Annotated in this window: 21 protein-coding genes, 2 tRNA genes and 1 other RNA gene; 21 read left to right on the top strand and 3 right to left on the bottom strand. The window is 41.8% G+C overall.

Features of this window, described 5'->3' with window-relative positions; genetic code table 11:
* Positions 1-13: 13 nt before the first annotated feature.
* The 4 genes from ssrA (at position 14) to thiI (ending at position 5,454) form a co-directional block, all read left to right on the top strand.
* Positions 14-360: a transfer-messenger RNA gene (gene ssrA / locus ACVRYP_RS01500) on the top strand.
* 144 nt (positions 361-504) lie between these two features.
* On the top strand, positions 505-2,982 hold the full coding sequence (locus ACVRYP_RS01495) for a bifunctional DnaQ family exonuclease/ATP-dependent helicase (RefSeq protein ID WP_447467007.1): 2,478 nt from the start codon (positions 505-507) through the stop codon (positions 2,980-2,982).
* A 104-nt stretch (positions 2,983-3,086) separates the two neighbouring features.
* Positions 3,087-4,232 (top strand): cysteine desulfurase family protein, encoded by a 1,146-nt coding sequence (locus ACVRYP_RS01490; protein WP_447467006.1) that lies wholly within the window; start codon positions 3,087-3,089, stop codon positions 4,230-4,232.
* Positions 4,233-4,239: 7 nt separating this feature from the next.
* Positions 4,240-5,454, top strand: a complete 1,215-nt coding sequence (gene thiI / locus ACVRYP_RS01485; protein WP_447467005.1) for a tRNA uracil 4-sulfurtransferase ThiI — start codon at positions 4,240-4,242, stop codon at positions 5,452-5,454.
* A 113-nt stretch (positions 5,455-5,567) separates the two neighbouring features.
* Here thiI and plsY read toward each other — a convergent pair whose 3' ends face one another.
* Positions 5,568-6,206: a glycerol-3-phosphate 1-O-acyltransferase PlsY gene (gene plsY, locus ACVRYP_RS01480; protein ID WP_447467004.1), complete on the bottom strand. Its 639-nt coding sequence runs from the start codon at positions 6,204-6,206 to the stop codon at positions 5,568-5,570.
* Between the two features lie 104 nt (positions 6,207-6,310).
* Between plsY and parE the strand changes: the two genes are divergently transcribed.
* The 4 genes from parE to parC all read left to right on the top strand — a co-directional run bounded on the left by parE (position 6,311) and on the right by parC (position 12,107).
* Entirely contained in the window at positions 6,311-8,266 is a 1,956-nt protein-coding gene (gene parE, locus ACVRYP_RS01475; protein ID WP_447467003.1) for a DNA topoisomerase IV subunit B, read from the top strand.
* 9 nt (positions 8,267-8,275) lie between these two features.
* Positions 8,276-8,881 (top strand): protein adenylyltransferase Fic, encoded by a 606-nt coding sequence (gene fic, locus ACVRYP_RS01470; protein ID WP_447467002.1) that lies wholly within the window; start codon positions 8,276-8,278, stop codon positions 8,879-8,881.
* An 87-nt stretch (positions 8,882-8,968) separates the two neighbouring features.
* A complete protein-coding gene (locus ACVRYP_RS01465) occupies positions 8,969-9,382 on the top strand; it encodes a YkvA family protein (RefSeq protein ID WP_447467001.1) in 414 nt (137 codons plus the stop codon).
* Positions 9,383-9,650: 268 nt separating this feature from the next.
* Entirely contained in the window at positions 9,651-12,107 is a 2,457-nt protein-coding gene (parC, locus tag ACVRYP_RS01460) for a DNA topoisomerase IV subunit A (protein ID WP_447467000.1), read from the top strand.
* 62 nt (positions 12,108-12,169) lie between these two features.
* On the opposite strand, the gene ACVRYP_RS01455 is transcribed toward parC, so the two are convergent.
* Entirely contained in the window at positions 12,170-13,165 is a 996-nt protein-coding gene (locus tag ACVRYP_RS01455) for an MBL fold metallo-hydrolase (protein ID WP_447466999.1), read from the bottom strand.
* Between the two features lie 300 nt (positions 13,166-13,465).
* Here ACVRYP_RS01455 and ACVRYP_RS01450 point away from each other — a divergent pair, with 300 nt between their 5' ends.
* The 5 genes from ACVRYP_RS01450 to rpsA all read left to right on the top strand — a co-directional run bounded on the left by ACVRYP_RS01450 (position 13,466) and on the right by rpsA (position 16,452).
* On the top strand, positions 13,466-14,488 hold the full coding sequence (locus ACVRYP_RS01450; protein ID WP_447466998.1) for a branched-chain amino acid aminotransferase: 1,023 nt from the start codon (positions 13,466-13,468) through the stop codon (positions 14,486-14,488).
* Positions 14,489-14,556: 68 nt separating this feature from the next.
* Positions 14,557-14,790, top strand: coding sequence for a DUF2969 domain-containing protein (locus ACVRYP_RS01445; protein ID WP_447466997.1), 234 nt, complete (start codon positions 14,557-14,559; stop codon positions 14,788-14,790).
* A gap of 49 nt (positions 14,791-14,839) precedes the next feature.
* Positions 14,840-14,920 (top strand) — tRNA-Tyr (locus tag ACVRYP_RS01440).
* A 138-nt stretch (positions 14,921-15,058) separates the two neighbouring features.
* Positions 15,059-15,130 (top strand) — tRNA-Gln (locus ACVRYP_RS01435).
* 122 nt (positions 15,131-15,252) lie between these two features.
* The gene (gene rpsA, locus ACVRYP_RS01430; protein WP_447466996.1) at positions 15,253-16,452 is read left to right on the top strand and encodes a 30S ribosomal protein S1; all 1,200 of its coding nucleotides are present in this window, start codon (positions 15,253-15,255) and stop codon (positions 16,450-16,452) included.
* A 293-nt stretch (positions 16,453-16,745) separates the two neighbouring features.
* Here rpsA and ACVRYP_RS01425 read toward each other — a convergent pair whose 3' ends face one another.
* Positions 16,746-16,931, bottom strand: coding sequence for a 4-oxalocrotonate tautomerase (locus tag ACVRYP_RS01425; protein ID WP_447466995.1), 186 nt, complete (start codon positions 16,929-16,931; stop codon positions 16,746-16,748).
* Positions 16,932-17,058: 127 nt separating this feature from the next.
* Between ACVRYP_RS01425 and ACVRYP_RS01420 the strand changes: the two genes are divergently transcribed.
* The 8 genes from ACVRYP_RS01420 (at position 17,059) to ACVRYP_RS01385 (ending at position 24,086) form a co-directional block, all read left to right on the top strand.
* A complete protein-coding gene (locus ACVRYP_RS01420) occupies positions 17,059-17,277 on the top strand; it encodes a hypothetical protein (RefSeq protein WP_447466994.1) in 219 nt (72 codons plus the stop codon).
* A gap of 583 nt (positions 17,278-17,860) precedes the next feature.
* Entirely contained in the window at positions 17,861-18,439 is a 579-nt protein-coding gene (locus ACVRYP_RS01415) for a thymidine kinase (RefSeq protein WP_447466993.1), read from the top strand.
* 14 nt (positions 18,440-18,453) lie between these two features.
* Positions 18,454-19,533, top strand: a complete 1,080-nt coding sequence (gene prfA, locus ACVRYP_RS01410; RefSeq protein ID WP_447466992.1) for a peptide chain release factor 1 — start codon at positions 18,454-18,456, stop codon at positions 19,531-19,533.
* 2 nt (positions 19,534-19,535) lie between these two features.
* A complete protein-coding gene (prmC, locus tag ACVRYP_RS01405) occupies positions 19,536-20,372 on the top strand; it encodes a peptide chain release factor N(5)-glutamine methyltransferase (RefSeq protein ID WP_447467139.1) in 837 nt (278 codons plus the stop codon).
* On the top strand, positions 20,359-20,979 hold the full coding sequence (locus ACVRYP_RS01400) for an L-threonylcarbamoyladenylate synthase (RefSeq protein WP_447466991.1): 621 nt from the start codon (positions 20,359-20,361) through the stop codon (positions 20,977-20,979). Before prmC ends, ACVRYP_RS01400 begins: the two co-directional genes overlap by 14 nt.
* Positions 20,980-21,230: 251 nt before the next feature.
* Entirely contained in the window at positions 21,231-22,490 is a 1,260-nt protein-coding gene (glyA, locus tag ACVRYP_RS01395; RefSeq protein ID WP_447466990.1) for a serine hydroxymethyltransferase, read from the top strand.
* 22 nt (positions 22,491-22,512) lie between these two features.
* The gene (locus tag ACVRYP_RS01390; RefSeq protein WP_447466989.1) at positions 22,513-23,487 is read left to right on the top strand and encodes a nucleoid-associated protein; all 975 of its coding nucleotides are present in this window, start codon (positions 22,513-22,515) and stop codon (positions 23,485-23,487) included.
* Complete coding sequence (locus ACVRYP_RS01385; RefSeq protein WP_447466988.1) at positions 23,484-24,086, top strand: lysozyme family protein; 603 nt, start codon at positions 23,484-23,486, stop codon at positions 24,084-24,086. The genes ACVRYP_RS01390 and ACVRYP_RS01385 overlap by 4 nt, the downstream gene beginning before the upstream one ends.
* The last annotated feature ends 90 nt before the right edge of the window (positions 24,087-24,176 follow it).

Below are 24,176 nucleotides of genomic sequence, written 5' to 3'. Positions count from 1 at the left end.
AGTATCTCAATTTGGGGTCGTTACGGATTCGACAGGCATTATGAGGCATGTTCTGCAACTCGTGTGGCGACGTTAACGCTCAGTTAAATATAACTGCAAAAAATACAAACACTTACGCTTTAGCAGCTTAATAACCTGCGGGCGTGACCAAGGGCCGTTTGCTTACGGCAGCCTGAGGTCTTAAAATAGTAAGCTGGTAGCTTGAGTTTGTCTCGCCTCAAGTTACGAGATCCAGAGACTCGCCAAAGTTGGGCTTGAGCCTTGTGTCGAGCCTTGGTTAAAGCAATACAGGGCCTATGGTTGTAGACGAATATGTTGGCAGATGTTTGGACGTGGGTTCGACTCCCACCGGCTCCATTTTATTGTAAGACAGAAGTATTCATTTGGAGTATTTCTGTTTTTGTTTTAAGGATAAATACGCTCATCTTCTATCGTAATAAGGATATAGTATGAAAAATTTCCTTCCTCCAATCAATAGCCAATTTATGGTATAATAAAACCACTATGAAGCACGAAATCAAGACCAAGAAATATGCCGTAGTTGACTTAGAGGCGACCTCAGCTGGAGCGGATGCGCAGATTATTCAGGTCGGAATTGTCATCGTCCAAAACGGTCAGATTCTTGAGACCTATGAAACGGATGTTAACCCGCATGAGGCCTTAACCCCTCATATTAAGCAGTTAACAGGAATTACTGATGCTCAGCTAGCAAGTGCACCTGATTTTGGACAGGTGGCGCGTGATATTTATGAGCTAATTGAGGATGCGGTTTTTGTCGCACACAATGTTAAGTTTGATGCTAATTTATTGGCAGAAGCCCTTTTTTTTGAAGGGTTTGAACTTCGGACACCACGGGTGGACACGGTAGAGCTGAGTCAGGTCTTCTTTCCGACTCTGGATCGGTACAATTTAAGTTATATTACAGAAGAACTAGAGATAGAGTTAACCGATGCGCACACAGCTATTGCGGATGCTATGGCAACGGCCCAGCTTTTCCTCAAACTCCAGCAAAAAATTATGAGTCTACCGCAAGTAACGCTCACTAAAATCATGCAATATGCGGACCATTTCATCTACGAGTCCAGTCTGGTGTTAACAGAATTACATCCCTACGCTCAGGAAAACATCTCTAAGGAATATGAACAGGTTCTGGATATAATCTTGAAAAAAACGATGGTTTATCCTGAAACTTATCATCTGGCTCCGGATTTTGAACATAATGTGGCTTTGCTTGACTTGGATGCGCGCCCCCAGCAAGCTGATTTTGCCAGTCTAGTCACTCAGCATTTGGATGACCAGAAGATTAATTTTATTCAAGGACAAGCAGGTATTGGTAAAACTTATGGGTACCTCTTACCGATTTTAGCAAAACATCCCAAAAAGAAATTGGTTATCTCTACCCCTACCAAACTCTTGCAGGACCAAATTATGGAGACCGAAGGGCGACGATTGGGAGAAGTGTTTCATATCAATTGCCATAGCCTTAAGGGGTTTGACAACTACATTAAGCTAGATAACTTTTGGACAACCTTGGAGCGGGATGACGATAATCGCTTAGTTAACCGTTATAAGATGCTAGTCTTGGTCTGGTTAACAGAGACCAGAACTGGAGACCTTGATGAAATCAAGCAAAAACAAGGTTATACGCCATACTTTGATGAGTTGCGTCATGATGGTAAGGTTAGCGAGCTTAGTCTGTTTCGTGATGTTGATTTTTGGCAACGAAGCTATGAGCGATCCAAGGTCAGTCAAGTCATTGTCACTAATCACTCATACCTGTTAACTCGAATTGTAGATGACAAAGCCTTCGTTGAAAATGCTATTTTAGTCGTTGATGAGGCCCAGAAAATGCCGTCTCAATTAGAAAATTTCTCGCGACGACAAGTTCGTTTAGCTAGTCTGATTAGCGAGGTTGAGGTTCTTTATCAGCAAAGCCCAGATCTGTTAACCAGAAGATTGCTTGAGAGCATTTCCTATCATATCGAGCAATTAGCAGAAAGTGCCGGAAAACCAGGGAAAGAACCCCTTGTTGAAGTGAGTGTGTCTCAAATACGGCAAGATTTGAGAGAATTAGGTGTCACGGTTTTACCCTGTTTAGCTGAGGTTATCGCCCCACAGTTTGATGATTTTTGGGTGACCCAGGAAGTGTCTGATGACAAACGCATACGTGTATTGCATGCAGCAAGTTTGAATTACCTCTATTTTAGGGACTTATTGCCTGAGTCCACCAAATTATTTTGTATCAGTGCGACTCTTGAAATCAGTAAGCGAGTTAATTTAGCGCAACTTTTGGGGTTTTCAACAGAGCAGGTAACGGAGGACCATCTGCCTCAAGTCCGTCAGGCCAATCAAAAAGTATGGCTCTTGAAAGATATTCCGCCAATTCAAGATCTGTCCCTCGAAGCCTATGCTGACTTAATCGCTAACCAGATAAAACGGTTAGAGCGGCTGCGCCAGCCGATGCTGGTTCTCTTTAACGCCAACCAAACACTGCTAGCGGTTTCTCAACTACTTAGTTATTCCGGTGTTAATCATCTAGCCCAACATGTTCACGGGACAGCCGCCAATATCAAAAAACGGTTTGAACGGGGAGAGGTCTCAATTTTACTTGGATCTGGCGCTTTCTGGGAAGGAGTTGACTTTGTTAATCACAAGCAACTACTGGTTCTGATTACACGTCTGCCCTTTGATAACCCACAGGATCGCTTTGTCCAAAAGATCAATCGCTACCTCAGATCAACTGGTCGAAAGCCGTTTGAGGATTACCACCTGCCTCAGACCATTCTTAAATTGAAACAGGCTATTGGTCGCAGCAGTAGATCCCCCCTACAAAGCTCTGCCATTGTCATTATAGACAATCGGGTTCTCAACCGAAAATATGGCAAAAGCTTTAGGGACATGCTGGAGAGTGTTTGTGAAGTGGAGAGTGTTAGTGTTCAGCAATTACCGGCAGCTCTTTCAAAACAGTTTCAAAATCACTAGGAGAGAGAGGGTGACCTCTTTTTTCATGCAAACTTTGCCGTAATTAGACCTTAATATGGTATAATAGCAGGATACGGCATTTGCCAAACGAAGAAGGAAACGCAATGATTTATTTAGACAACAGTGCTACGACAAAGCCTTACCCAGAAGTGCTTCACACCTATAAAGAAGTGTCCGAAAAAATTTGGGGAAATCCTAGTTCTCTGCACAATTTAGGGACGCAGGCGACACGAATTTTAGAAGCTTCCCGCAAGCAAATAGCAGATTTACTTGGTCAATTGCCAGAGGAGATTCTGTTTACGTCAGGTGGTACAGAAGGGGATAACTGGGTCATAAAGGGTGTTGCTTTTGAAAAACAGGCCTTCGGCAAACATCTGATCGTCTCAGCGATTGAACACCCAGCCGTGAAAGAATCAGCCCTCTGGCTACGTGAACTTGGTTTTGAGGTGGATTTAGCGCCAGTGACTACGAAAGGATTTGTGGATGTGGATGCGCTAAAGAGCTTGATTAGACCAGATACCATTCTTGTCTCTGTTATGGCAGTCAACAATGAAATCGGAGCTATCCAGCCTATACAGGCTATCTCTGAGGTTCTTGCCGATAAACCGACCATTTCCTTTCATGTGGATGCTGTTCAGGCTGTCGGGAAAGTTTCTACGGAGTCTTACTTGACGGACCGTGTCGACTTTGCAACCTTTTCCAGCCACAAGTTCCATGGTGTCAGAGGTGTCGGATTTATCTACAAAAAAACAGGTAAAAAGATTAGCCCCTTATTAACAGGAGGTGGGCAAGAAAAAGAGCTACGCTCAACCACTGAAAATGTAGCAGGTATTGCGGCCACAGCAAAGGCCTTGAGGATGACTCTAGAGCAAGCAGATGTCGTCCAAGCACGTCAAGCCAAACTTAAAAAAGTCCTGGTCGACGCATTGAAAACCTATCCTGACATAACCCTATTTTCGGGTCACGAAAATTTTACAGACAATATCGTCACCTTTGGCTTGAAAAATGTTCGTGGGGAGGTTGTGGTGCATGCTTTTGAAAATCATGCAATCTACCTCTCAACGACCAGTGCATGCTCCTCTAAAGCTGGGCATGCTGCTGGCACTCTTTTGGCCATGAAAATCTCTAATAAGATCGCAACGACAGCTGTCCGTGTCAGTCTCGGAGATGACACGGATATGAGCCAGATGGAACAATTCTTAACCATTCTCAAGCAAATTTACCAACAAACTGAAAAAATTAGGAAGTAATAAACTCATGCAATACTCAGAAATTTTAATCCGCTACGGGGAACTTTCCACCAAAGGAAAAAACCGGATGCGCTTTATCGGAAAACTTAGACGCAATATTGCTGACGTTTTGAGCATTTTCCCCGAAGTAAAGGTCACAGCTGATCGTGATCGTGGTCACGTCTACCTCAATGGTGCTGACTACAAAGGGGTGTCAGAAGCACTCTCTCATGTCTTTGGAATCCAGACTTATTCTCCGTCTTATAAGGTTGAGAAATCTGTCCCTGCACTGAAAGAAGCGGTGCAGACCATTATGAAACGTGTTTATCAGCCTGGCATGACCTTTAAAGTGGTGACCAAACGGAGCGACCACAGTTTTGAACTGGATTCCATTGAACTGAACCATACTCTAGGTGATGCTGTTTTTGAAGCGATCCCTGAGATTGAGGTCAAGATGAAGGGAGCAGATGTTGTTCTTCGTGTTGAAATTCGCACGGATGCCGCCTATATTTCCCATGAAACCCTCAAAGGTGCCGGAGGACTTCCAGTTGGAACCTCTGGCAAAGGAATGCTGATGCTTTCTGGGGGGATTGATTCTCCAGTTGCTGGCTATCTGGCCTTAAAGCGTGGGGTTGATATAGAGGCTGTTCACTTTGCCAGTCCTCCTTATACCAGTCCAGGTGCCCTTAAAAAAGCGCATGATTTGACTCGCAAATTGACCAAGTTTGGTGGTAAGATTCAGTTTATCGAAGTACCATTTACGGAAATTCAGGAAGAAATCAAAGAAAAAGCCCCAGAAGCTTATCTCATGACGTTGACTCGACGTTTCATGATGCGGATTACGGATGCTATTCGGGAAAAAAGAGGTGGTTTTGTCATTATTAATGGTGAAAGTTTGGGGCAAGTGGCTAGTCAGACCTTAGAATCCATGCAGGCCATTAATGCAGTCACCAGTACGCCAATCATTCGTCCAGTTGTTACGATGGATAAGCTTGAGATTATCGAAATGGCAGAGAAGATTGATACCTTTGAGATTTCCATTCAGCCTTTTGAAGATTGTTGTACCATTTTTGCGCCGGACCGCCCTAAGACCAACCCAAAACTCAAAAATGTCGAACAGTATGAGCAACGGTTAGATGTAGAAGGCTTGGTAGCACGAGCAGTTGATAGCATCATGATTACTGAAATCACACCTGAGGGAGAAGTTGATCAGGTTGCCGAATGGATTGATGATTTGCTTTAAAGACTCAAAAAGCCTTTAGAAATGGATATTTCTAAAGGCTTGATTTTTAAGTTTTAGAACGAGAACTCTGTTCAATACAGGCACAGCTCTATCGTAGTGAGTTCTCTAATCTATTATTCTTTGAGAGGTTTCTGTTTAGTTAGGTTTAATCCCCAGGGAATGAGATTTTCCCTTTTTCGTTTTATCCTCTGGATATTCTCACGGTGTCGGATAATGACGATGCTGGCTGCAATTAAAACCACCAGAAGCAATACCCAGTCTTTAGGAAGTAAAACCCCGAGTTGGGGCAGAATGACTACCGTTATGATAGCTGTTGCTGCAGCCACAACACTTGAAAAGGAAATCATAGATGTCAGATAGAGACAGCCTGCAAAAATGCTAAGCAAAATGATACAGTAGACTGGATTGTATCCAAAAAGCATGCCTGCGCTGGTTGCAACAGCTTTTCCACCCTTAAACTGGGCAAAAATAGGGAAGGTATGGCCAATGACTGCCATCATCCCAAAGATGAGGGGGGAGACATCAGTGACACCAAACCAAATTGGTAGTAAAACTGCTAATGTTCCTTTGAAGAAATCCAACAAGAAAACAATAATCCCAGCTTTTTTACCCAAGATTCGAAAAGTATTGGTTGTACCAGTGTTTCCAGAACCATAGGCACGTAAATTTTTCTTGTAAAAAAACTGTCCAATCCAAAGTCCAGATGGGATTGAGCCTAAAAGGTAGGCAATTAATAAAAATAAAATAGTCATAAACCGATTATAGCACAGTTCACAAGGGATTAACTAGTGAAAACTTTTGCATTTTAGACAAAAAATAGGTAATATAATAACGATGACAATTCTGGAGGTTAGCTTTGGCTAAAAATAAGAACGAAATTACAATAACTAATTATAACGACGATGCCATTCAGGTATTGGAAGGACTGGATGCGGTCCGTAAAAGACCGGGGATGTATATTGGATCGACCGATGGTACTGGTCTTCATCACCTGGTTTGGGAAATTGTTGACAATGCTGTTGATGAGGCTCTCTCAGGTTTTGGAGACAAGATTGAGGTTACGATTAACAAAGACGGGTCCTTGACAGTTTCTGACCATGGACGGGGGATGCCTACTGGTCTTCATGCTATGGGGATTCCAACGGTAGAGGTTATTTTTACAGTCCTACATGCTGGCGGAAAATTTGGCCAAGGGGGCTATAAGACATCTGGTGGTCTCCACGGTGTTGGATCTTCGGTTGTTAACGCCCTCTCCAGCTGGCTTGAAGTAGAAATCATGCGTGATGGTCATGTGTATCGGCAACGATTTGAAAATGGCGGAAAGGCTGTCACAACGCTTGAAAAGGTAGGCGCTATCCCTAAGTCAAAAACGGGCACCAAAGTGACCTTTATGCCAGATGACACCATTTTTTCAACGACTGAGTTTAAGTACAACACTATTGCAGAACGCCTGAACGAATCAGCTTTCTTGTTAAAAAATGTGACCTTGACCCTGACGGATGAACGCTCTGGCGAATCTAGTGCATTTCATTACGAAAATGGGGTTCAGGACTTTGTGGAATATCTGAATGAGGACAAAGAAACCCTAACGCCAGTCCTTTATTTTTCAGGGGAAGAGTCTGGTTTCCAGGTTGAAGTGGCCATGCAGTACAATGATGGCTTCTCTGACAATATCTTGTCTTTTGTCAACAATGTCCGCACGAAAGATGGGGGTAGTCATGAAACAGGACTTAAGGCGGCCATTACTAAGGTCATGAACGACTATGCACGTAAAACAGGACTTTTAAAAGACAAAGACAAGAATCTAGACGGTTCTGACTACCGAGAAGGTTTGTCAGCCATCCTGTCTATCTTGGTACCTGAAGAGCACCTCCAATTTGAAGGACAGACCAAGGATAAGCTGGGTTCTCCCTTAGCTCGTCCAGTTGTTGATAGTATTGTCTCTGAAAAGTTGACCTTCTTCCTGATGGAGAATGGTGAGTTGGCAGCTAATTTAATTCGCAAGGCTATCAAGGCTAGAGATGCGCGTGAAGCCGCCCGTAAGGCCAGGGATGAAAGCCGAAACGGCAAGAAGAATAAAAAAGACAAGGGGCTCTTGTCAGGGAAATTAACCCCAGCCCAGTCAAAAAATCCCAAGAAAAACGAACTCTACTTGGTCGAAGGGGATTCTGCCGGAGGATCCGCCAAGCAAGGACGTGACCGTAAGTTTCAAGCTATTCTTCCCCTTCGTGGTAAGGTACTAAATACAGAAAAAGCTAAAATGACCGATATCCTCAAAAATGAGGAAATCAATACCATGATTTACACGATTGGCGCAGGAGTAGGAGCGGACTTTAACCTTGAAGATGTCAATTACGATAAGATTATTATTATGACCGATGCGGATACCGACGGTGCCCACATTCAGACTCTTTTGTTAACCTTCTTTTACCGTTACATGCGGCCCCTCGTAGAAGCAGGACATGTTTATATCGCATTACCACCCCTTTACAAGATGTCTAAAGGCAAAGGGAAAAACGAGCAGATTGCTTATGCTTGGTCAGATGGAGAGCTAGAAGACCTGCGCCAGCAATTTGGCAAGGGTTCACTGTTGCAACGCTATAAAGGACTGGGTGAGATGAATGCTGACCAACTTTGGGAAACAACCATGAACCCCGAAAGTCGCACCCTGATCCGTGTAACGATTGACGATTTAGCGCGTGCGGAACGCCGTGTCTCTGTTCTCATGGGAGACAAACCAGCTCCACGCCGACAATGGATTGAAGACAATGTCAAATTTACCTTAGAAGAAGCAACAGCCTTTAGCAAGTAAGGAGCCACTATGGTCTTAGACAATAAGTTAGGGATAGACGATTCTCTGAAATTAGCAGAAGTAGAAGAAAAACTCAGTAAGCTCCGTGCGAAACAACTGTTTGAAAAACAATTGTTGAAGGATAAACCAGCAGGCGTATTTGAAACACTATCCTATATCCATGGCTATCTTTTTGAAGAGATCTACGATTTTGCTGGCAAAATCCGTACGGTCAATATGGCTAAGGGGGCTTTTCGATTTGCACCAGTTATGTACCTCCAAGTTTCTCTGGAGAACATCGACAAAATGCCACAAGATAGCTTTGATACCATTGTTGAAAAATATATCGAGATGAATATTGCCCACCCTTTTCGTGAAGGGAATGGCCGCAGTATGCGTATCTGGCTAGACCATATCCTATCCAAAGAGTTAGGCCAAGTGGTTGACTGGTCACAGGTTGATAAAGATGACTATCTTCTTGCCATGGAACGCAGCCCTATTCGTGATATTGAAATTAAACACGTTCTAAAAAGTGCGCTGACAACTGAAACGAATAATCATTCCCTCTATATGAAAGGTGTAGACCACTCCTATTATTATGAAGGGTATAATCTGTATCAGACAGAAGAGTTGTAAGAAGTTAAAGATAAAAATTGGAAAGTTATGTGTTAGGAGAAAAAACAGCCTTTTCGAAATCCTAATTAGAAATTAAGAGGTAATAGTATGCCTAAAAAAATGACCAAAGAAGAAGCTTTTGCCCAGTTACAAAAGCGATTTGACAAAGCCGAAACACTTTTGAAAGACGATTCCAAAGTACAAACCTTTCTGGATAAGCTGGAACGCAAGATTAAACGGATTCCCTTTGTCAGTCAAGACATTAAAAATATTCCAGTCCTGATTAGCATGGTCAGAAGTTATTGGAAAAAAGACTATACGAAGGTACCTTTTAAGACCATGCTTGCCATCGTTAGTGCATTGCTTTATTTTCTATCCCCGTTCGATGTCGTACCGGACTGGATTCCAGTACTAGGTCAAATGGATGATGCTCTTGTGATTGCAACCTGTTGGAAATGGGTTAATGACGATATTGAAGCCTATCGCAAATGGCGCAAGGACAACAGTCAATCAGATCAATAGGTTGCTGGCATCTCCACCACTTAAGACAGTACCGAAGAAAAATCAAAAGAAGGAATCATTCTTTCATATACGAAGAAATAAGAAAGGACCGTTGGTTAGTCTTTCTAACTGAACACGCCCTAAAGGTTGTGTCAAAAAGGGACACAGGTGTTTAATTTAAAATTTTTACTGCTGTGGCTACTTTAGTGTAAATCGTCTAGAAAATCAGGATTTTCTACCGATTTCCTGTTTTGACTTTGCCTTTGTAACGGGCTTTGTATCTTATATTATGTCAAACATTCAAAACATGTCCCTTGAGGACATCATGGGAGAGCGCTTTGGGCGTTACTCCAAATACATTATTCAAGAGCGGGCCTTGCCTGATATTCGAGATGGGTTAAAACCAGTGCAACGCCGTATCCTTTATTCCATGAATAAGGATGGCAACACCCACGACAAGGGCTACCGAAAATCAGCCAAATCTGTCGGTAATATCATGGGGAACTTCCACCCGCACGGGGATTCGTCCATATATGACGCTATGGTCCGTATGTCTCAGGACTGGAAAAACCGGGATATCTTAGTTGAAATGCACGGGAACAACGGTTCTATGGATGGCGATCCACCGGCTGCTATGCGTTACACGGAAGCCCGTCTTTCTGAGATTGCTGGCTATCTCTTGCAGGATATCGACAAAAAGACCGTGCCTTGGGCGTGGAACTTTGACGATACTGAAAAAGAACCTACGGTATTACCAGCTGCCTTTCCTAACCTCCTGGTTAATGGGGCAACAGGGATTTCAGCTGGTTATGCGACGGATATTCCGCCCCACAACTTGGCTGAAGTGATTGATGCAGTCGTTTATATGATTGATCATCCTAAAGCCAAGTTAGAGAAACTCATGGAGTTTTTGCCTGGACCAGATTTCCCAACCGGTGCTATCATCCAAGGCCAAGATGAAATCAAGAAAGCCTATGAGACAGGAAAGGGCCGTATCGTTGTTCGAAGCCGGACAGAAATTGAGCAACTTAAAGGCGGCAAGGAACAAATTGTCATTACAGAGATTCCTTATGAAATTAACAAGGCGGTTCTTGTTAAAAAGATTGACGATGTGCGTGTCAATAATAAGGTTCCAGGAATTGCCGAAGTTCGTGATGAATCCGATCGAGACGGTCTGCGCATTGCCATTGAACTCAAAAAGGATGCCGATAGCCAAACCATCCTCAACTATCTCTTGAAATATACTGATTTACAAGTCAACTACAATTTCAACATGGTAGCGATTGATAACTTTACGCCGCGTCAGGTTGGTCTTCAGAAAATCCTTTCTAGCTATATCTCTCACCGCCAGCAAATCATTGTGGATCGCTCAAAATTCGATAAGGCCAAGGCTGAAAAACGTCTTCACATTGTGGAGGGCTTGATTCGTGTGATTTCTATCTTGGACGAAGTCATTGCTCTCATTCGTGCCTCAGAAAACAAGGCGGACGCCAAGGAAAACCTTAAGGTTAGTTATGAGTTTTCAGAAGAACAAGCCGAAGCCATTGTGACCTTGCAACTGTATCGGTTGACCAATACCGATATTGTCACCTTGGAAAATGAAGAAGCAGAGCTTCGGGACACCATCCAAACCTTGACAGCTATTATCGGAGATGAGGCGACCATGTTTAATCTCATGAAGCGCGAACTCCGTGAGGTTAAGAAGATCTTTGGAACCGAACGCCGCTCAGAATTGCAGGCAGAAGCAGAAACGATTGAGATTGACACAGCTAGCTTGATCACTGAGGAAGAAACCTATGTCAGCGTGACCCGTGGAGGTTATATCAAGCGAACAAGTCCTCGTTCCTTCTCTGCTTCACAGTTGGATGAGATCGGAAAACGAGATGAAGACGAATTAATCTTCTGGCAGTTAGCCAAAACGACACAGCACCTCTTGCTTTTTACGGATCAAGGCAATGTCATCTACCGACCGGTCCATGAATTAACTGATATTAAATGGAAAGATATCGGGGAGCATTTAAGCCAGACCATCACCAATTATGATACCAGTGAAAATGTGCTTTATGCTGAAATTATTGATCACTTTGAAGATAGCACTACCTATTTTGCAGCAACTAAGATGGGGCAAATTAAGCGAGTTGAACGAAAAGAGTTTACTCCTTGGCGGAGCTACCGTTCTAAGTCTGTTAAGTACGCCAAACTCAAAACTTCGGATGATCAGGTGGTTGCTGTTGCACCGATTCAATTAGACGAAGTACTAATTCTAACGACCAATGGGTATGGCTTACGTTTTGCTATTGATGAGGTGCCAGTAATTGGTGCCAAAGCAGCTGGTGTTAAAGCCATCAACTTAAAAGGCGGTGACACGGTGGCAGCAGCACTAATAGCCAATACTAGCAGTTTCTACCTCTTGACGCAGCGAGGCAGCCTCAAACGCATGGCTATGGCTGATATTCCTGTTACAAGCCGTGCCAATCGTGGACTTCAGGTCCTTCGTGAACTTAAGAGCAAACCTCATCGTGTCTTTGCTGCAGGAAACGTTACCACAGAAGCGACAGGCGATCTTGATCTTTTTGCCACTGAAGTTAAAGAAGTCGAGAGCCAGGTTCTCATGGTTACTTCAACAACTGGACAAACCACCGAAATCGCTCTTGAAAACCTAAGTATTTCAGAGCGAACCAGCAACGGTTCCTTCGTCTCAGATAGTATTTCTGATCAAGGTGTCTATTCTTCTCGAATAAAATAGATAAAAAAATCAGTAGTGCCTAACTTATCCGCTACTGATTTTTTATGTGACTACTAATAAGGTTATAGGGTTGGAATCCTGTTTTTTTCTTTTTTAAAGTAGAGGCAACCATCAACGGTTGACATGCTGATAAAATCTCTCCATGACAAATACTCTAAATGGGCCATAGTTTCTCCACCAGCAAACCATTTTTGAGGAGATGGAAATTCCTCCCAATTATTTGCACGGATGCGCCATGTTAATTGGCTGGCAATTTCTTTGACGGTGTAAGAACGATTTCCAGTCATAACATCCAAGATTTCTTGTAACCGGTCGAGATGATGCTGTTTTAACTCTGCAATACGCTTAGAAGGGTCTGTGATAACTTGCCGATGAGCTGCTAAGAGGGTGTTGGCTCCTAAATGTTCTACAAAATCTAAGGTTTTAAAATAGGAATTGAGAATAACAGGGTATTCGTTGCCCCAGTAACAAATATTTGGTGTGATGGGATCCAGTACGGTATCCCCGCTAAAGACAATTCCTTTTTGAGCGTCATAGAGACCAATATGGCCTGGGGTATGACCGATTAGGTCAATCACTTGGAAATGGAAATCACCGATATCATAGGTATCTCCCGGATTCAGGGGGATAAAATCTACCGCACCGTTTGGGCGGAATTTATAATTCGGTGTTTGGTACCAATCCAATTCCCCAGACATACCATATAGGACTGAGTAGGCCTGGAAATCCATAAAGTCATCTTGTGTCGCATTGGTATTGACAATCTGCCCATCAACATCACCAGTATATACTGGGCAACCAATGTCTTGGAAATAGCGGGCCAAGCCAACATGGTCGACATGAAGGTGGGTAATAACGACCTCTAATTTGGACAAATCAACATCAAGTTCTTTTAGACCAGCTAATAGATGGTCACGACACTCATCTAATTGAAAAGCAGTGTCAATCAGTAACGCCCGATTATCAGATTTAACGATGTAAGCATTGATTTGTTTTAAGGGGCTTTTTGGTAAGTCAATAGAGAAGGTGAAAACATTTGGTAGGACTTCAGTGATCATGAGAAAACTCCTTGAAAGCGTTTTATATAATCATTTTAAGACTTAAATGAGACAAAAACAAGTGGATTCCCTTATGAGTTAGTTATGAATTATATTAGAAAGGCTTATAGTTTTTTCGATAATGCTAATAGTTCTCTATTCACTGGGTTTCAGAATAGTGTTTCTGTCGAAAAACTGTAAAAAAGAATTGAATTTTCAGAATAGATTGCACTTTAAGCAAAAATAGGATATAATGCTAACCAAACTCTTAGATAATATTTGAAGAGAAAAAAGTATCAGATGGTAAAGGAAAATGTTATTATGACAGTAGTAATTGATTGGGATAATCTAGGATTTAATTACATGAACCTTCCTTATCGGTATATTGCTTTCTACCGAAATGGGAATTGGGAGAAAGGGGAGCTAACGAAAGATAGCACACTCCATATCTCTGAAAGTTCACCGGCACTTCATTATGGCCAACAAGCCTTTGAAGGGTTAAAAGCTTACCGCACCAAGTCCGGGACAATTCAACTCTTCAGACCTGATGAAAATGCTAAGCGTCTTCAACGGACTGCAGATCGTCTCTTGATGCCTCAGGTTCCAATTGACATGTTTGTTGATGCCTGCAAACAAGTTACCAGGATTAATGAAGCGTTTGTTCCACCTTATGGAACAGGAGGAACACTGTACTTACGCCCACTTTTAATTGGTGTTGGTGACATTATTGGCGTACAGCCTGCACAAGAATACATTTTTACAGTTTTTGCCATGCCTGTTGGAAATTATTTTAAGGGTGGGTTAACCCCGACGAATTTTTTGGTTGCTGATGATTTTGACCGAGCAGCTCCCTATGGTACAGGTGCTGCAAAGGTTGGCGGAAACTATGCAGCTAGCCTTCTTCCAGGTAAGAAAGCAAAGATGGCGGGTTTTTCTGATGTCATCTATTTAGATCCTGCAACTCATACAAAAATTGAAGAAGTTGGGTCGGCTAATTTCTTTGGCATTACAGCTAATAATGAATTTATTACACCATTAAGCCCATCCATTTTACCATCTATTACCAAGTACTCTCTCTTATACTTAGCTGAACACCGTCTTGGATTGACGCCTATAGAAGGCGATGTTTATCTCAGTGATTTAGACAACTTTATCGAAGCTGGGGCCTGTGGGACAGCTGCTGTCATATCCCCGATCGGTGGTATTCAACACGGCGATAACTTCCACGTTTTTTACAGCGAAACAGAAGTTGGACCAGTCACTCGTAAACTTTATGATGAATTGACAGGAATCCAGTTTGGTGATATTGAAGCACCAGATGGATGGATTGTAACTGTAGATTAAGAAAACAAGGCTCTGGCACTTGCCAGCGCTTTGTTTTTCATGTAGAATAGGTGGAGTGAGGTAATAGCATGAGTAAAAAAGAAAAGAAAATTGAAATTCAGTTGGCAGATGCAACAGTACCAGTTAACGGAGAAAATTATGACGGTTATGTGCTAACTCTTGGCAAAAAAGAGATTGGCCAAATTGCCGAACTTTCTGAAAAACAGTTTGCAATTGTAAAAAACGGAAATGCCGAAACTTTTTTTAAATCTCTTGAAAAAGCTGTCGAAAACACCATAGAAAATTATAATCTGACTCACTAAAAGGCTTGTAATATAAAGAAATTCATGTTACAATGGTTTAGTTAGTGTTGGAGAGATAGCGAAGAGGCTAAACGCGGCGGACTGTAAATCCGCTCCTTCGGGTTCGGGGGTTCGAATCCCTCTCTCTCCATAAAGATACGAGTGCGTTAAAAATCCCGTATGAAAACAGGAAATCAATGCAGTGTCTTTAGACGCAAGTTGATTTATCTTTTTCACTAGGGATTTAGCGCGAGTTCAGTTATTATCCAACTGAAAAAGTATCTGTCATTGGGGTATAGCCAAGCGGTAAGGCAAGGGACTTTGACTCCCTCATGCGTTGGTTCGAATCCAGCTACCCCAGTCAAGGTATCAGGCTTTGCCTGACGTCGTTTAAAAGCGTTGTTGTCGTTGCGGGTGCCTTAAATAAAATATATTTTTGTCAGTTAGCAATCGGGCTGGCTGATGTCGGAGGTTTTTTTAATAATGAACGAATTTGAAGATTTGTTGAACAGTGTAAGCGAAGTTAACACAGGTGATGTGGTAACTGCAGAAGTGTTGACCGTTGATAACGATCAAGCCAATGTTGTTATTGCTGGCACCGGTGTTGAAGGTGTCTTAACACGCCGTGAATTGACTAGCGACCGCGATGCAAATGTTGCTGACTTGGTGAAACCAGGTGAAACACTTGAAGTTTTGGTTCTGCGCCAAGTTGTTGGTAAAGATACTGACACTGTGACTTATCTTGTTTCTAAGAAACGTTTAGAAGCTCGCAAGGCATGGGACAAACTTATTGGTCGTGAAGAAGAAGTGGTAACTGTTAACGTTACTCGTGCTGTAAAAGGTGGACTTTCAGTTGAGTTTGAAGGTCTTCGTGGTTTCATTCCAGCGTCAATGATCGATACACGTTTCACACGAAATACTGAGCGTTTTGTAGGTCAAGACATCGAAGCCAAAATTAAAGAAGTTGATCCAGCTGAGAATCGCTTCATCCTTTCACGTCGGGAAGTTGTGGAAGCTCAAGCAGCTGAAGCGCGTGCTGAAGTCTTTGGTAAACTCGAAGTTGGTTCAATTGTAACTGGTAAAGTTGCACGTATCACAAGCTTTGGTGCTTTTGTGGATCTCGGTGGTGTTGATGGATTAATCCACTTGACTGAATTGTCACATGAGCGCAACGTTTCACCAAAATCAGTTGTAACTGTTGGTGAAGATGTAGACGTTAAAGTCTTGGCACTTGACGAAGAAGCAGGCCGTGTATCATTGTCTCTTAAAGCAACTACCCCTGGACCATGGGATGGTGTTGAGCAAAAATTGGCTGCTGGTGATGTCATCGAAGGGAAAGTGAAACGCTTGACTGACTTCGGTGCCTTCGTTGAAGTATTACCAGGTATTGATGGTTTGGTTCACATCTCACAAATTTCACACAAACGTGTTGAAAATCCAAAGGATGTTTTATCAGTTGGTCAAGATGTTACTGTTAAAGTTCTTGAAGTGAATGCTGAAAACGAGCGTGTATCACTTTCTATCAAAGCTTTGGAAGAACGTCCAGCTCCTGCTGAAGGTGAGCAAACAGAAAAACGCCAATCACGTCCACGTCGTCCGCGTCAGGAAAAACGTGACTTCGAATTGCCAGAAACACAAACTGGTTTCTCTATGGCAGACTTGTTCGGTGATATCGAATTGTAATTTTAAAAAAGAAGAGATTGGTTTCCCAATCTCTCAGATTGAAGAAAAAGTCCATTTTGGGTAATTTTCTTCAATCTTTTTTCATATACTTGAGAAATAAAGAAACTCTTTTAAATACTGCTACATCAGCTTTTATGAGAGTTTCTATCATATCGTAGCCAGCTTCTATAATAACAATTTTTCTATTAAAAATAGGGTTTGTCTACGTTCTGAGAGATTGGTTTCCCAATCTCTTTTTTCTGTATAAAAGACCAAGGATTTGTCCCCGTCTTCTAACGTTTTTGATTTAGACCTTAGCCCTTACGTTTCATTTCACCCTGAGGGAAGTAAGTCCCTTCTTTGAGGTCATTGATAAAGACATGAATAGCTTCTTTACTCGCACCCGTGTGCTTCATAACGACTTCGGTAACTTCTTTTGCGAGGGCAATTTTTTGGTCATCTGTACGTCCTTCAAAAAGGTCAATTTTTACGAATGGCATAGGTATCTCCTTTGGTTTTGATACTTTTGAGTATAACACAAACAACATTAAAATAACAGTTTTAGAGGGTACTTATGCTATAATATAGTTAGGAAGATGATGCGTGTATCTAATTAGGAGGCTGACCATGAAAAAATATTTTCTTGCTCTGTTCTTAAGTGCTATTTCTTTAGCATTAGCTATGACTGTTTTTGCGGAGTCGGTTATTGTAGGTCCCGTATTAATTACGCTATGTTTATTTGCCTTAACCTATGGCTTAATTGGAACCTGTCGACGGCATAAAAGGTTGGGAAAGTTTCTTTCTGCCTTCTTAGAAGCTTTTCTGTATTGGCCTGGTCCTTTTTAGATTACAATTGTTACTGTTTACTAAGGATGTTTGATAGTTTTTAAACGATTTCTGTGTCATATTCTCAGTCTCTACTGATTATAAAGCAAGCAAGTCATTATTTTGACTTGCTTCAGATTGAAGACAAAGTGTCTTTTGAAACTTTCCTCAGGTGATAACGGACGGTAGCGACTCCCTTTGGACGTCTGACTCAAGCTATTGCTTGCTCTATTTCCAACCTTTAACAGTCTCCCAGACTGTTAAAGCAAACCTAAGTTTTGAGCCTTCTTCGCTTTTTCATTTCCAAGCTCAGACCTGAAATAGTCCACTGGACTCTTTCACCCCAAAACTTCCGAGAGCCTGGAACTACTGCGTTTCAGGCTCTTTTATTACGGCGGAAAGTTTCCATTTTTGCTCGCCTCGCTCGCTAAAAATCCATTATTTTAAATCATTAGGCAAACTTTTGAAGATCATTAACACAGAAAACAGGGTTTGTCTACGCTCTCAAGCAAGTCATTATTTTGACTTGCTTTTTTTCTATCTAAAGCCTTGTTTTTATGATAAAATAAAAGAAGTGATTTTAACATAGATTGGACGTAAAGGTGTGGCACAGTTATACTATAAGTATGGAACAATGAACTCTGGCAAGACCATTGAGATTCTAAAAGTAGCTTATAATTATGAAGAGCAAGGCAAGTCTGTTGTCTTGATGACCTCAGCTATTGATACCAGAGATGGTATAGGCGTTGTTTCTTCTAGGATTGGCATGAAGCGTGACGCAATCGCTATTGATGATACTATGAATGTTTATGACTACGTTGAGAAGTTATCGCCTAAACCTTACTGTATCTTGGTAGATGAAGCGCATTTTTTGTCTCGCAAATCTGTCTACGAGTTGGCACAAATTGTTGATGAGTTAAATATTCCCGTGATGGCCTTTGGCCTCAAAAATGATTTCCAAAACCATCTTTTTGAAGGATCACAATACTTGCTACTTTTAGCTGATAAGATTGATGAAATAAAAACTATTTGTTATTTCTGTAAAAAGAAGGCAACCATGGTGCTTCGGACAGAAAATGGCAAGCCAGTCTATGAAGGCGCTCAAATTCAAATCGGGGGCAATGAAAGTTATACGTCTGTCTGCCGAAAACACTATTTCCACCCAGAATTTAAAGAGAATTAAAGAAGGAGTTGTCAATGAATATTTACGATCAACTACAGGCTGTAGAGGACCGTTACGAAGAACTAGGAGAACTGTTAAGCGATCCAGATGTCGTCTCAGATACGAAACGTTTCATGGAATTGTCACGTGAAGAGGCTAGTACACGTGAGACTGTTGCAGCATATCGTGAGTACAAGCAGACCATTCAAGCCATTGCAGATGCCGAAGAGATGATCAAAGATGCTGGCGGTGATACTGAGCTGGAAGAAATGGCGAAAGAGGAGTTGAAAGACTCTAAAGCAGCCAAAGAAGGCTTAGAAGGTCGTTTGAAAATCTTACTCTTACCCAAAGACCCTAACGATGATAAGAATATTATCTTAGAAATTCGTGGTGCTGCCGGAGGTGATGAAGCAGCGCTCTTTGCAGGTGATCTCTTAACCATGTACCAAAAATACGCTGAGAGCCAAGGCTGGCGCTTTGAAATTATGGAAACCTCTTTGAATGGTGTTGGTGGTTTTAAAGAAGTGATCGCCATGGTATCAGGCCAATCGGTCTACTCCAAACTGAAATATGAATCAGGAGCTCACCGTGTGCAACGTGTGCCAGTGACTGAAAGCCAGGGTCGTGTACACACTTCAACGGCAACTGTTCTTATCATGCCTGAGGTTGAAGAGGTGGAATATGATATTGATCCAAAAGACCTTCGTGTGGATATTTATCACGCCTCGGGAGCTGGTGGTCAGAACGTCAACAAGGTAGCAACCGCCGTTCGTATCGTACACTTGCCAACCAACATCAAAGTTGAAATGCAAGAAGAACGGACGCAACAGAAGAACCGTGATAAGGCCATGAAAATTATTCGTGCCCGTGTAGCAGACCATTTCGCCCAAATTGCTCAAGACGAACAGGATGCGGAGCGTAAGTCAACTATTGGTACAGGGGATCGTTCTGAACGTATCCGCACTTATAACTTTCCTCAAAATCGGGTGACGGACCATCGCATTGGTTTAACCCTTCAAAAATTAGACACGATTTTAGCCGGAAAGCTAGATGAAGTGGTAGATGCACTTGTCCTCTACGATCAAACCCAAAAACTTGAGGCCTTAAATAAATAATGGTGACATACGGTCAATTCATAGTTGAGTTAGAATCAAAACTCCGATTACTTGGAGAAGAACCTGAAGCTTTAAAAATTGTTTTTAGAGAATTAAAAGAATGGACTCTAACTGACCTGGTCACTTCTCTTAGAGAACCTCTAACAGTTGCTGATGAGGAGCTCTTGCTGTCTATTTTTGAACAGTTGGCCAAACATATTCCGGCTCAATACATCTTAGGCTATACCTATTTTTCAGAGATGAAGCTTAGGGTTGATGAGCGAGTTCTTATCCCAAGACCTGAGACGGAAGAGCTAGTGGACCTTATTGTGCGTGAAAATGAGCCAACACCTTTAAGGGTTTTGGATCTTTGTACGGGTTCAGGAGCTATCGCCCTAGCTTTGAAAAAAGCACGTCCGGATTGGGAAGTGCTCGGAACTGATCTTTCAGCGGATGCGATAGCAGTGGCGTCTGAAAATGCGAATGTTCAGGGTTTTCCTATAAACTGGCTTGTTTCAGACCTATTTGATGCGATTTCTGGAAAATATGATATCATCGTATCGAATCCCCCTTATATTGCTCGTGAAGATCAGGATGAAGTTGGTCTAAATGTTTTAGTCTCTGAACCTCACTTGGCGTTATTTGCGGATGAAAATGGCTATGCTATTTATAGGCAAATCATTGAACAAGCGAGTGATTATCTGACTTCTACTGGGAAGCTTTATTTTGAAATTGGCCATAAACAAGGTCAGGGCTTGGTCAATCTTTTGAACCAACACTTCCCCAGAAAGCGGATACGAATTATTCAGGACCAACTTGGTCACGATCGAATGGTGGTGATGGATCATGAATCTGCTTAATGAACAAGAGCTTAGTCGCTTGGTAGAGATCATTGGTAAGGGAGGAAGTCTTATCCTACCAACGGAGACTGTCTATGGTCTCTTTGCGGATGCCTTATCTGAGGCTGCTGTTCGTCATGTCTACAAGTTGAAACAACGACCGTTAGACAAGGCCATGAATCTCAATGTAGCAACGGTAGAAGCCATTTATGCTTTTTCTAAAGAGCAACCTGACTTTTTGCCTCAACTGGTCGATCACTTTTTACCAGGACCGCTAACGATTATTTTAAAAGCAAATGAGAATGTACCCGTTTGGGTCAATTCTGGACTAGACACAGTCGGTTTTCGACTTCCTAATCATCCTGTCACTCGAGAAGTCATTAAGCGAACTGGACCATTAATTGGCCCATCAGCAAATACCTCTGGGACATCGAGTGGAAAAATCTACAAGGACATTGAAGCACAGTTTGAAGAGAAACTTTTTGGGTTTTCTGATGACAAGGCTATAACAGGCCAAGATTCGACCATACTAGACCTCTCAGGAGAACACGCTAAAATTTTACGGCAAGGACTGATTACCGAATCTGACCTAAAGGCAATTGTTTCGCAAATTCAGTTTAAAGCCTAATTTGGCTTGTGTCTTAACTTGTTTTTTTAGCCCTATTCTGTTAGAATAATTTTTAAAATGTGGGATAACTCGGTAAGGTTTAGTGAATGCCGTAAGTTCTCTATCTGCTTTTCCCTTTTATTGGTTGTTTCAATTTTTTTAAGGAATTGAAGTGGTCAATAGTAGAATTTCTGCCTTGTAACAAGGCCATCCCTGCAAGGATTAACGAAAAACTATTTTTCTTAGTCTTTGGTATAAAAAAGGAGTACCCAATGATTTTTGATAAGCCGGATTATAAAGCATTTGATCCAGAAGTTTGGTCAGCTATTGCTGATGAAGCAACGCGTCAGCAAGATAACATCGAGTTAATTGCCTCAGAAAACGTGGTATCTAAGGCAGTAATGGCAGCTCAAGGGTCTATCTTGACTAACAAATATGCTGAAGGTTACCCAGCTAAACGTTACTATGGTGGAACGGATGTGGTAGATGTGATCGAAAATTTAGCCATTAATCGGGCTAAGGAGATTTTCGGGGCTAAATTTGCCAATGTTCAACCACATTCTGGTAGCCAAGCTAATGCAGGTGCTTACCTGGCTTTGATTGAGCCTGGCGATACTGTACTTGGGATGGACCTTTCTGCAGGAGGACACTTGACTCATGGGTCGCCAGTTAATTTCTCTGGAAAAACCTATAACTTTGTTCCTTATACTGTTGACAAAGAGACGGAAGAGCTTGATTATGATCAAATTGCGACCGTTGCCCAAGAAGTCAAACCAAAACTCATCGTAGCAGGCGCTTCAGCTTATTCACGGACTATTGATTTTGCTAAGTTCCGTGAAATTGCTGATCAGGTTGGTGCTAAATTGATGGTTGACATGGCTCATATTGCAGGACTTGTCGCTGCTGGTCTCCACCCAAGTCCAGTTCCATATGCTGATATTACAACGTCTACGACTCATAAAACCCTTCGTGGTCCTCGTGGCGGCCTTATTTTAACAAATGATGAAGCACTGGCTAAGAAAATCAACTCAGCGATCTTCCCTGGGATCCAAGGGGGCCCGTTGGAGCATGTGATTGCAGCAAAAGCGGTCGCTTTCAAAGAATGTTTAGACCCAGAATTCAAAACTTATGCGGCAAATGTGATTGAGAATGCTAAAGCAATGGTAGAGGTCTTTAACGCTCATGGCAAGTTGCATGTGGTTTCAGGAGGAACGGACAACCACCTCTTCCTCGTTGACGTTACAGCCTTGGTTGAAAATGGGAAAGTCGCACAAGATCTTCTGGAAGAGGCTAATATCACCCTCAATAAAAATTCTATTCCTTACGAAACCTTATCACCATTTAAAACATCTGGTATTCGTATTGGAACACCTGCGATTACCAGTCGTGGTATGGGCATAGCTGAAAGCAAGAAGATTGCTGAAGCGATTATTACTGTTCTTGAGAATGCTGACAATAAAGAAATTATTGCAAAAGTGCGTCAAGATATCAAGGCTTTAACTGACGCTTTCCCACTTTACGACAATTTATAATTAATAAGGAAAAGAGAATAGGATGGATATTTTTATCAAAAAAGCCATCATCCATCAATTTTCCCCTGAAGATACAGAACTCATCCTAGCAGATGAGCTGCTCAATTTGACGCCTAAAATGGAAGATTACTTGCGAAAGAAAATTGAGCGTGTCTACTCGGATCAGGCAAAAACGGGCATTTTTGATCTCGAAAATGCCTTTTTGTCACGATTGACGGATGACTTTTTAGAGACTTCAATTGCTGTAGCTAACACTTGGCGAGAAGCCTTTATCCTCTCTGAAAATCAAAAAACCAATGATTTAGTGTTTATCGATTTTGAAAGCCATGGGGTAAAGCATTTTTGCTTTATGCGATTGGCCTTAAGAGAGACTTTGGCACATGTTGGGACAGAGTTATCAAATCCCATCGTCTTAACCCAAAACAACCTACCAGGAGCTGGCTCGCCTCCTGATGAGGCTCTCATTGTCAACCTAGAGAATCGCCATTACCTTCTCATCGAAAAACGGATCAAGCATAACGGTGCCTTTCTTAATTATTTTTCAGAGATGATTTTAGCAGTTGAACCTGTTATTTCCGCTCAAAAATCAATTAAAACTTTGGAACAAACAGCTCAAAAAGTGGCTGCTAGCTTCAATCAAGATGATTTTCAATTTCAATCAAAAGTGAAGTCTGCTATACATAAAAACTTAGAAGAAAACCAAGAGTTGTCTCCTGAGAAACTAGCAGACCAGCTGTTTGAGAATAATTTAACCGCTAAGCTAAGTTTTATAGATCAAGCGAGTGAAACCATTTCAAAACCCGTTAAATTAGACCAAATCGATACCAGCCGCCAACTTAAAAAATTTGAAAGTCAAAAGCTTTCTCTTTCAAATGGTATTGAATTAACGGTTCCTAATGTGGTTTATGAAGATGCAGAATCTGTTGAGTTCATTCTCAATCCTGATGGAACATACTCCATCCTAATTAAAAATATCGAGGCCATTCAGACAAAATGATGAAAAAAATATGGCGGTTTTTCCTTCTCATTTTAACGCTCGGCCTGCTCTATCAAGGGTATAAGCTTCATCAGGATGTTAGCCATGTGCTTACCTATCGTCCGCTCGTCAGGGAGGTTATTGCAGAAACCGAAAGCTCAGCTGATGAGGATTTGGTTTTAGCTATGATTTATACCGAGACCAAAGGAAAGTCTGACGATGTCATGCAGTCCAGTGAGAGTATTCATGGGACAGCTAACACAATAACAGACAGTAAGGAAAGTATTCGACAAGGAATTCAGGTCTTGGTTGACAACGTTTCTTATGCTGAAGAACTGGGACTCGATACTTGGACCGCTGTTCAAGCCTATAATTTTGGGAAAAATTACATGGATTATGTTGCCTCTCATGGTGGGGAGAATCTGATTACGGTTGCTAAGTCCTATTCCCGAGATGTTGTGGCTCCTAGTTTAGGTAATAGGACTGGTAAAACCTATCGTTATTTGCACCCTATTGCTCTATTACATGGAGGGGAACTTTATGTTAATGGAGGTAATATTTATTATTCAAGACAAGTACGCGTGAATATGTATCTACTAGAAATCATGAGTTGGTTCTAAAACTCATGATTTTTTCTTTGTCTCTAAAAATTTGGTATAATTAAAAAAGTAACATACAGTGGACCATTTGCTGAAAAATAGGCATTTTCT

It is taken from the genome of Streptococcus rifensis (genome assembly GCF_053203525.1).
Note: the sequence above shows the minus strand (reverse complement) of the source record. Positions and strands in the feature narration are given on the sequence as shown.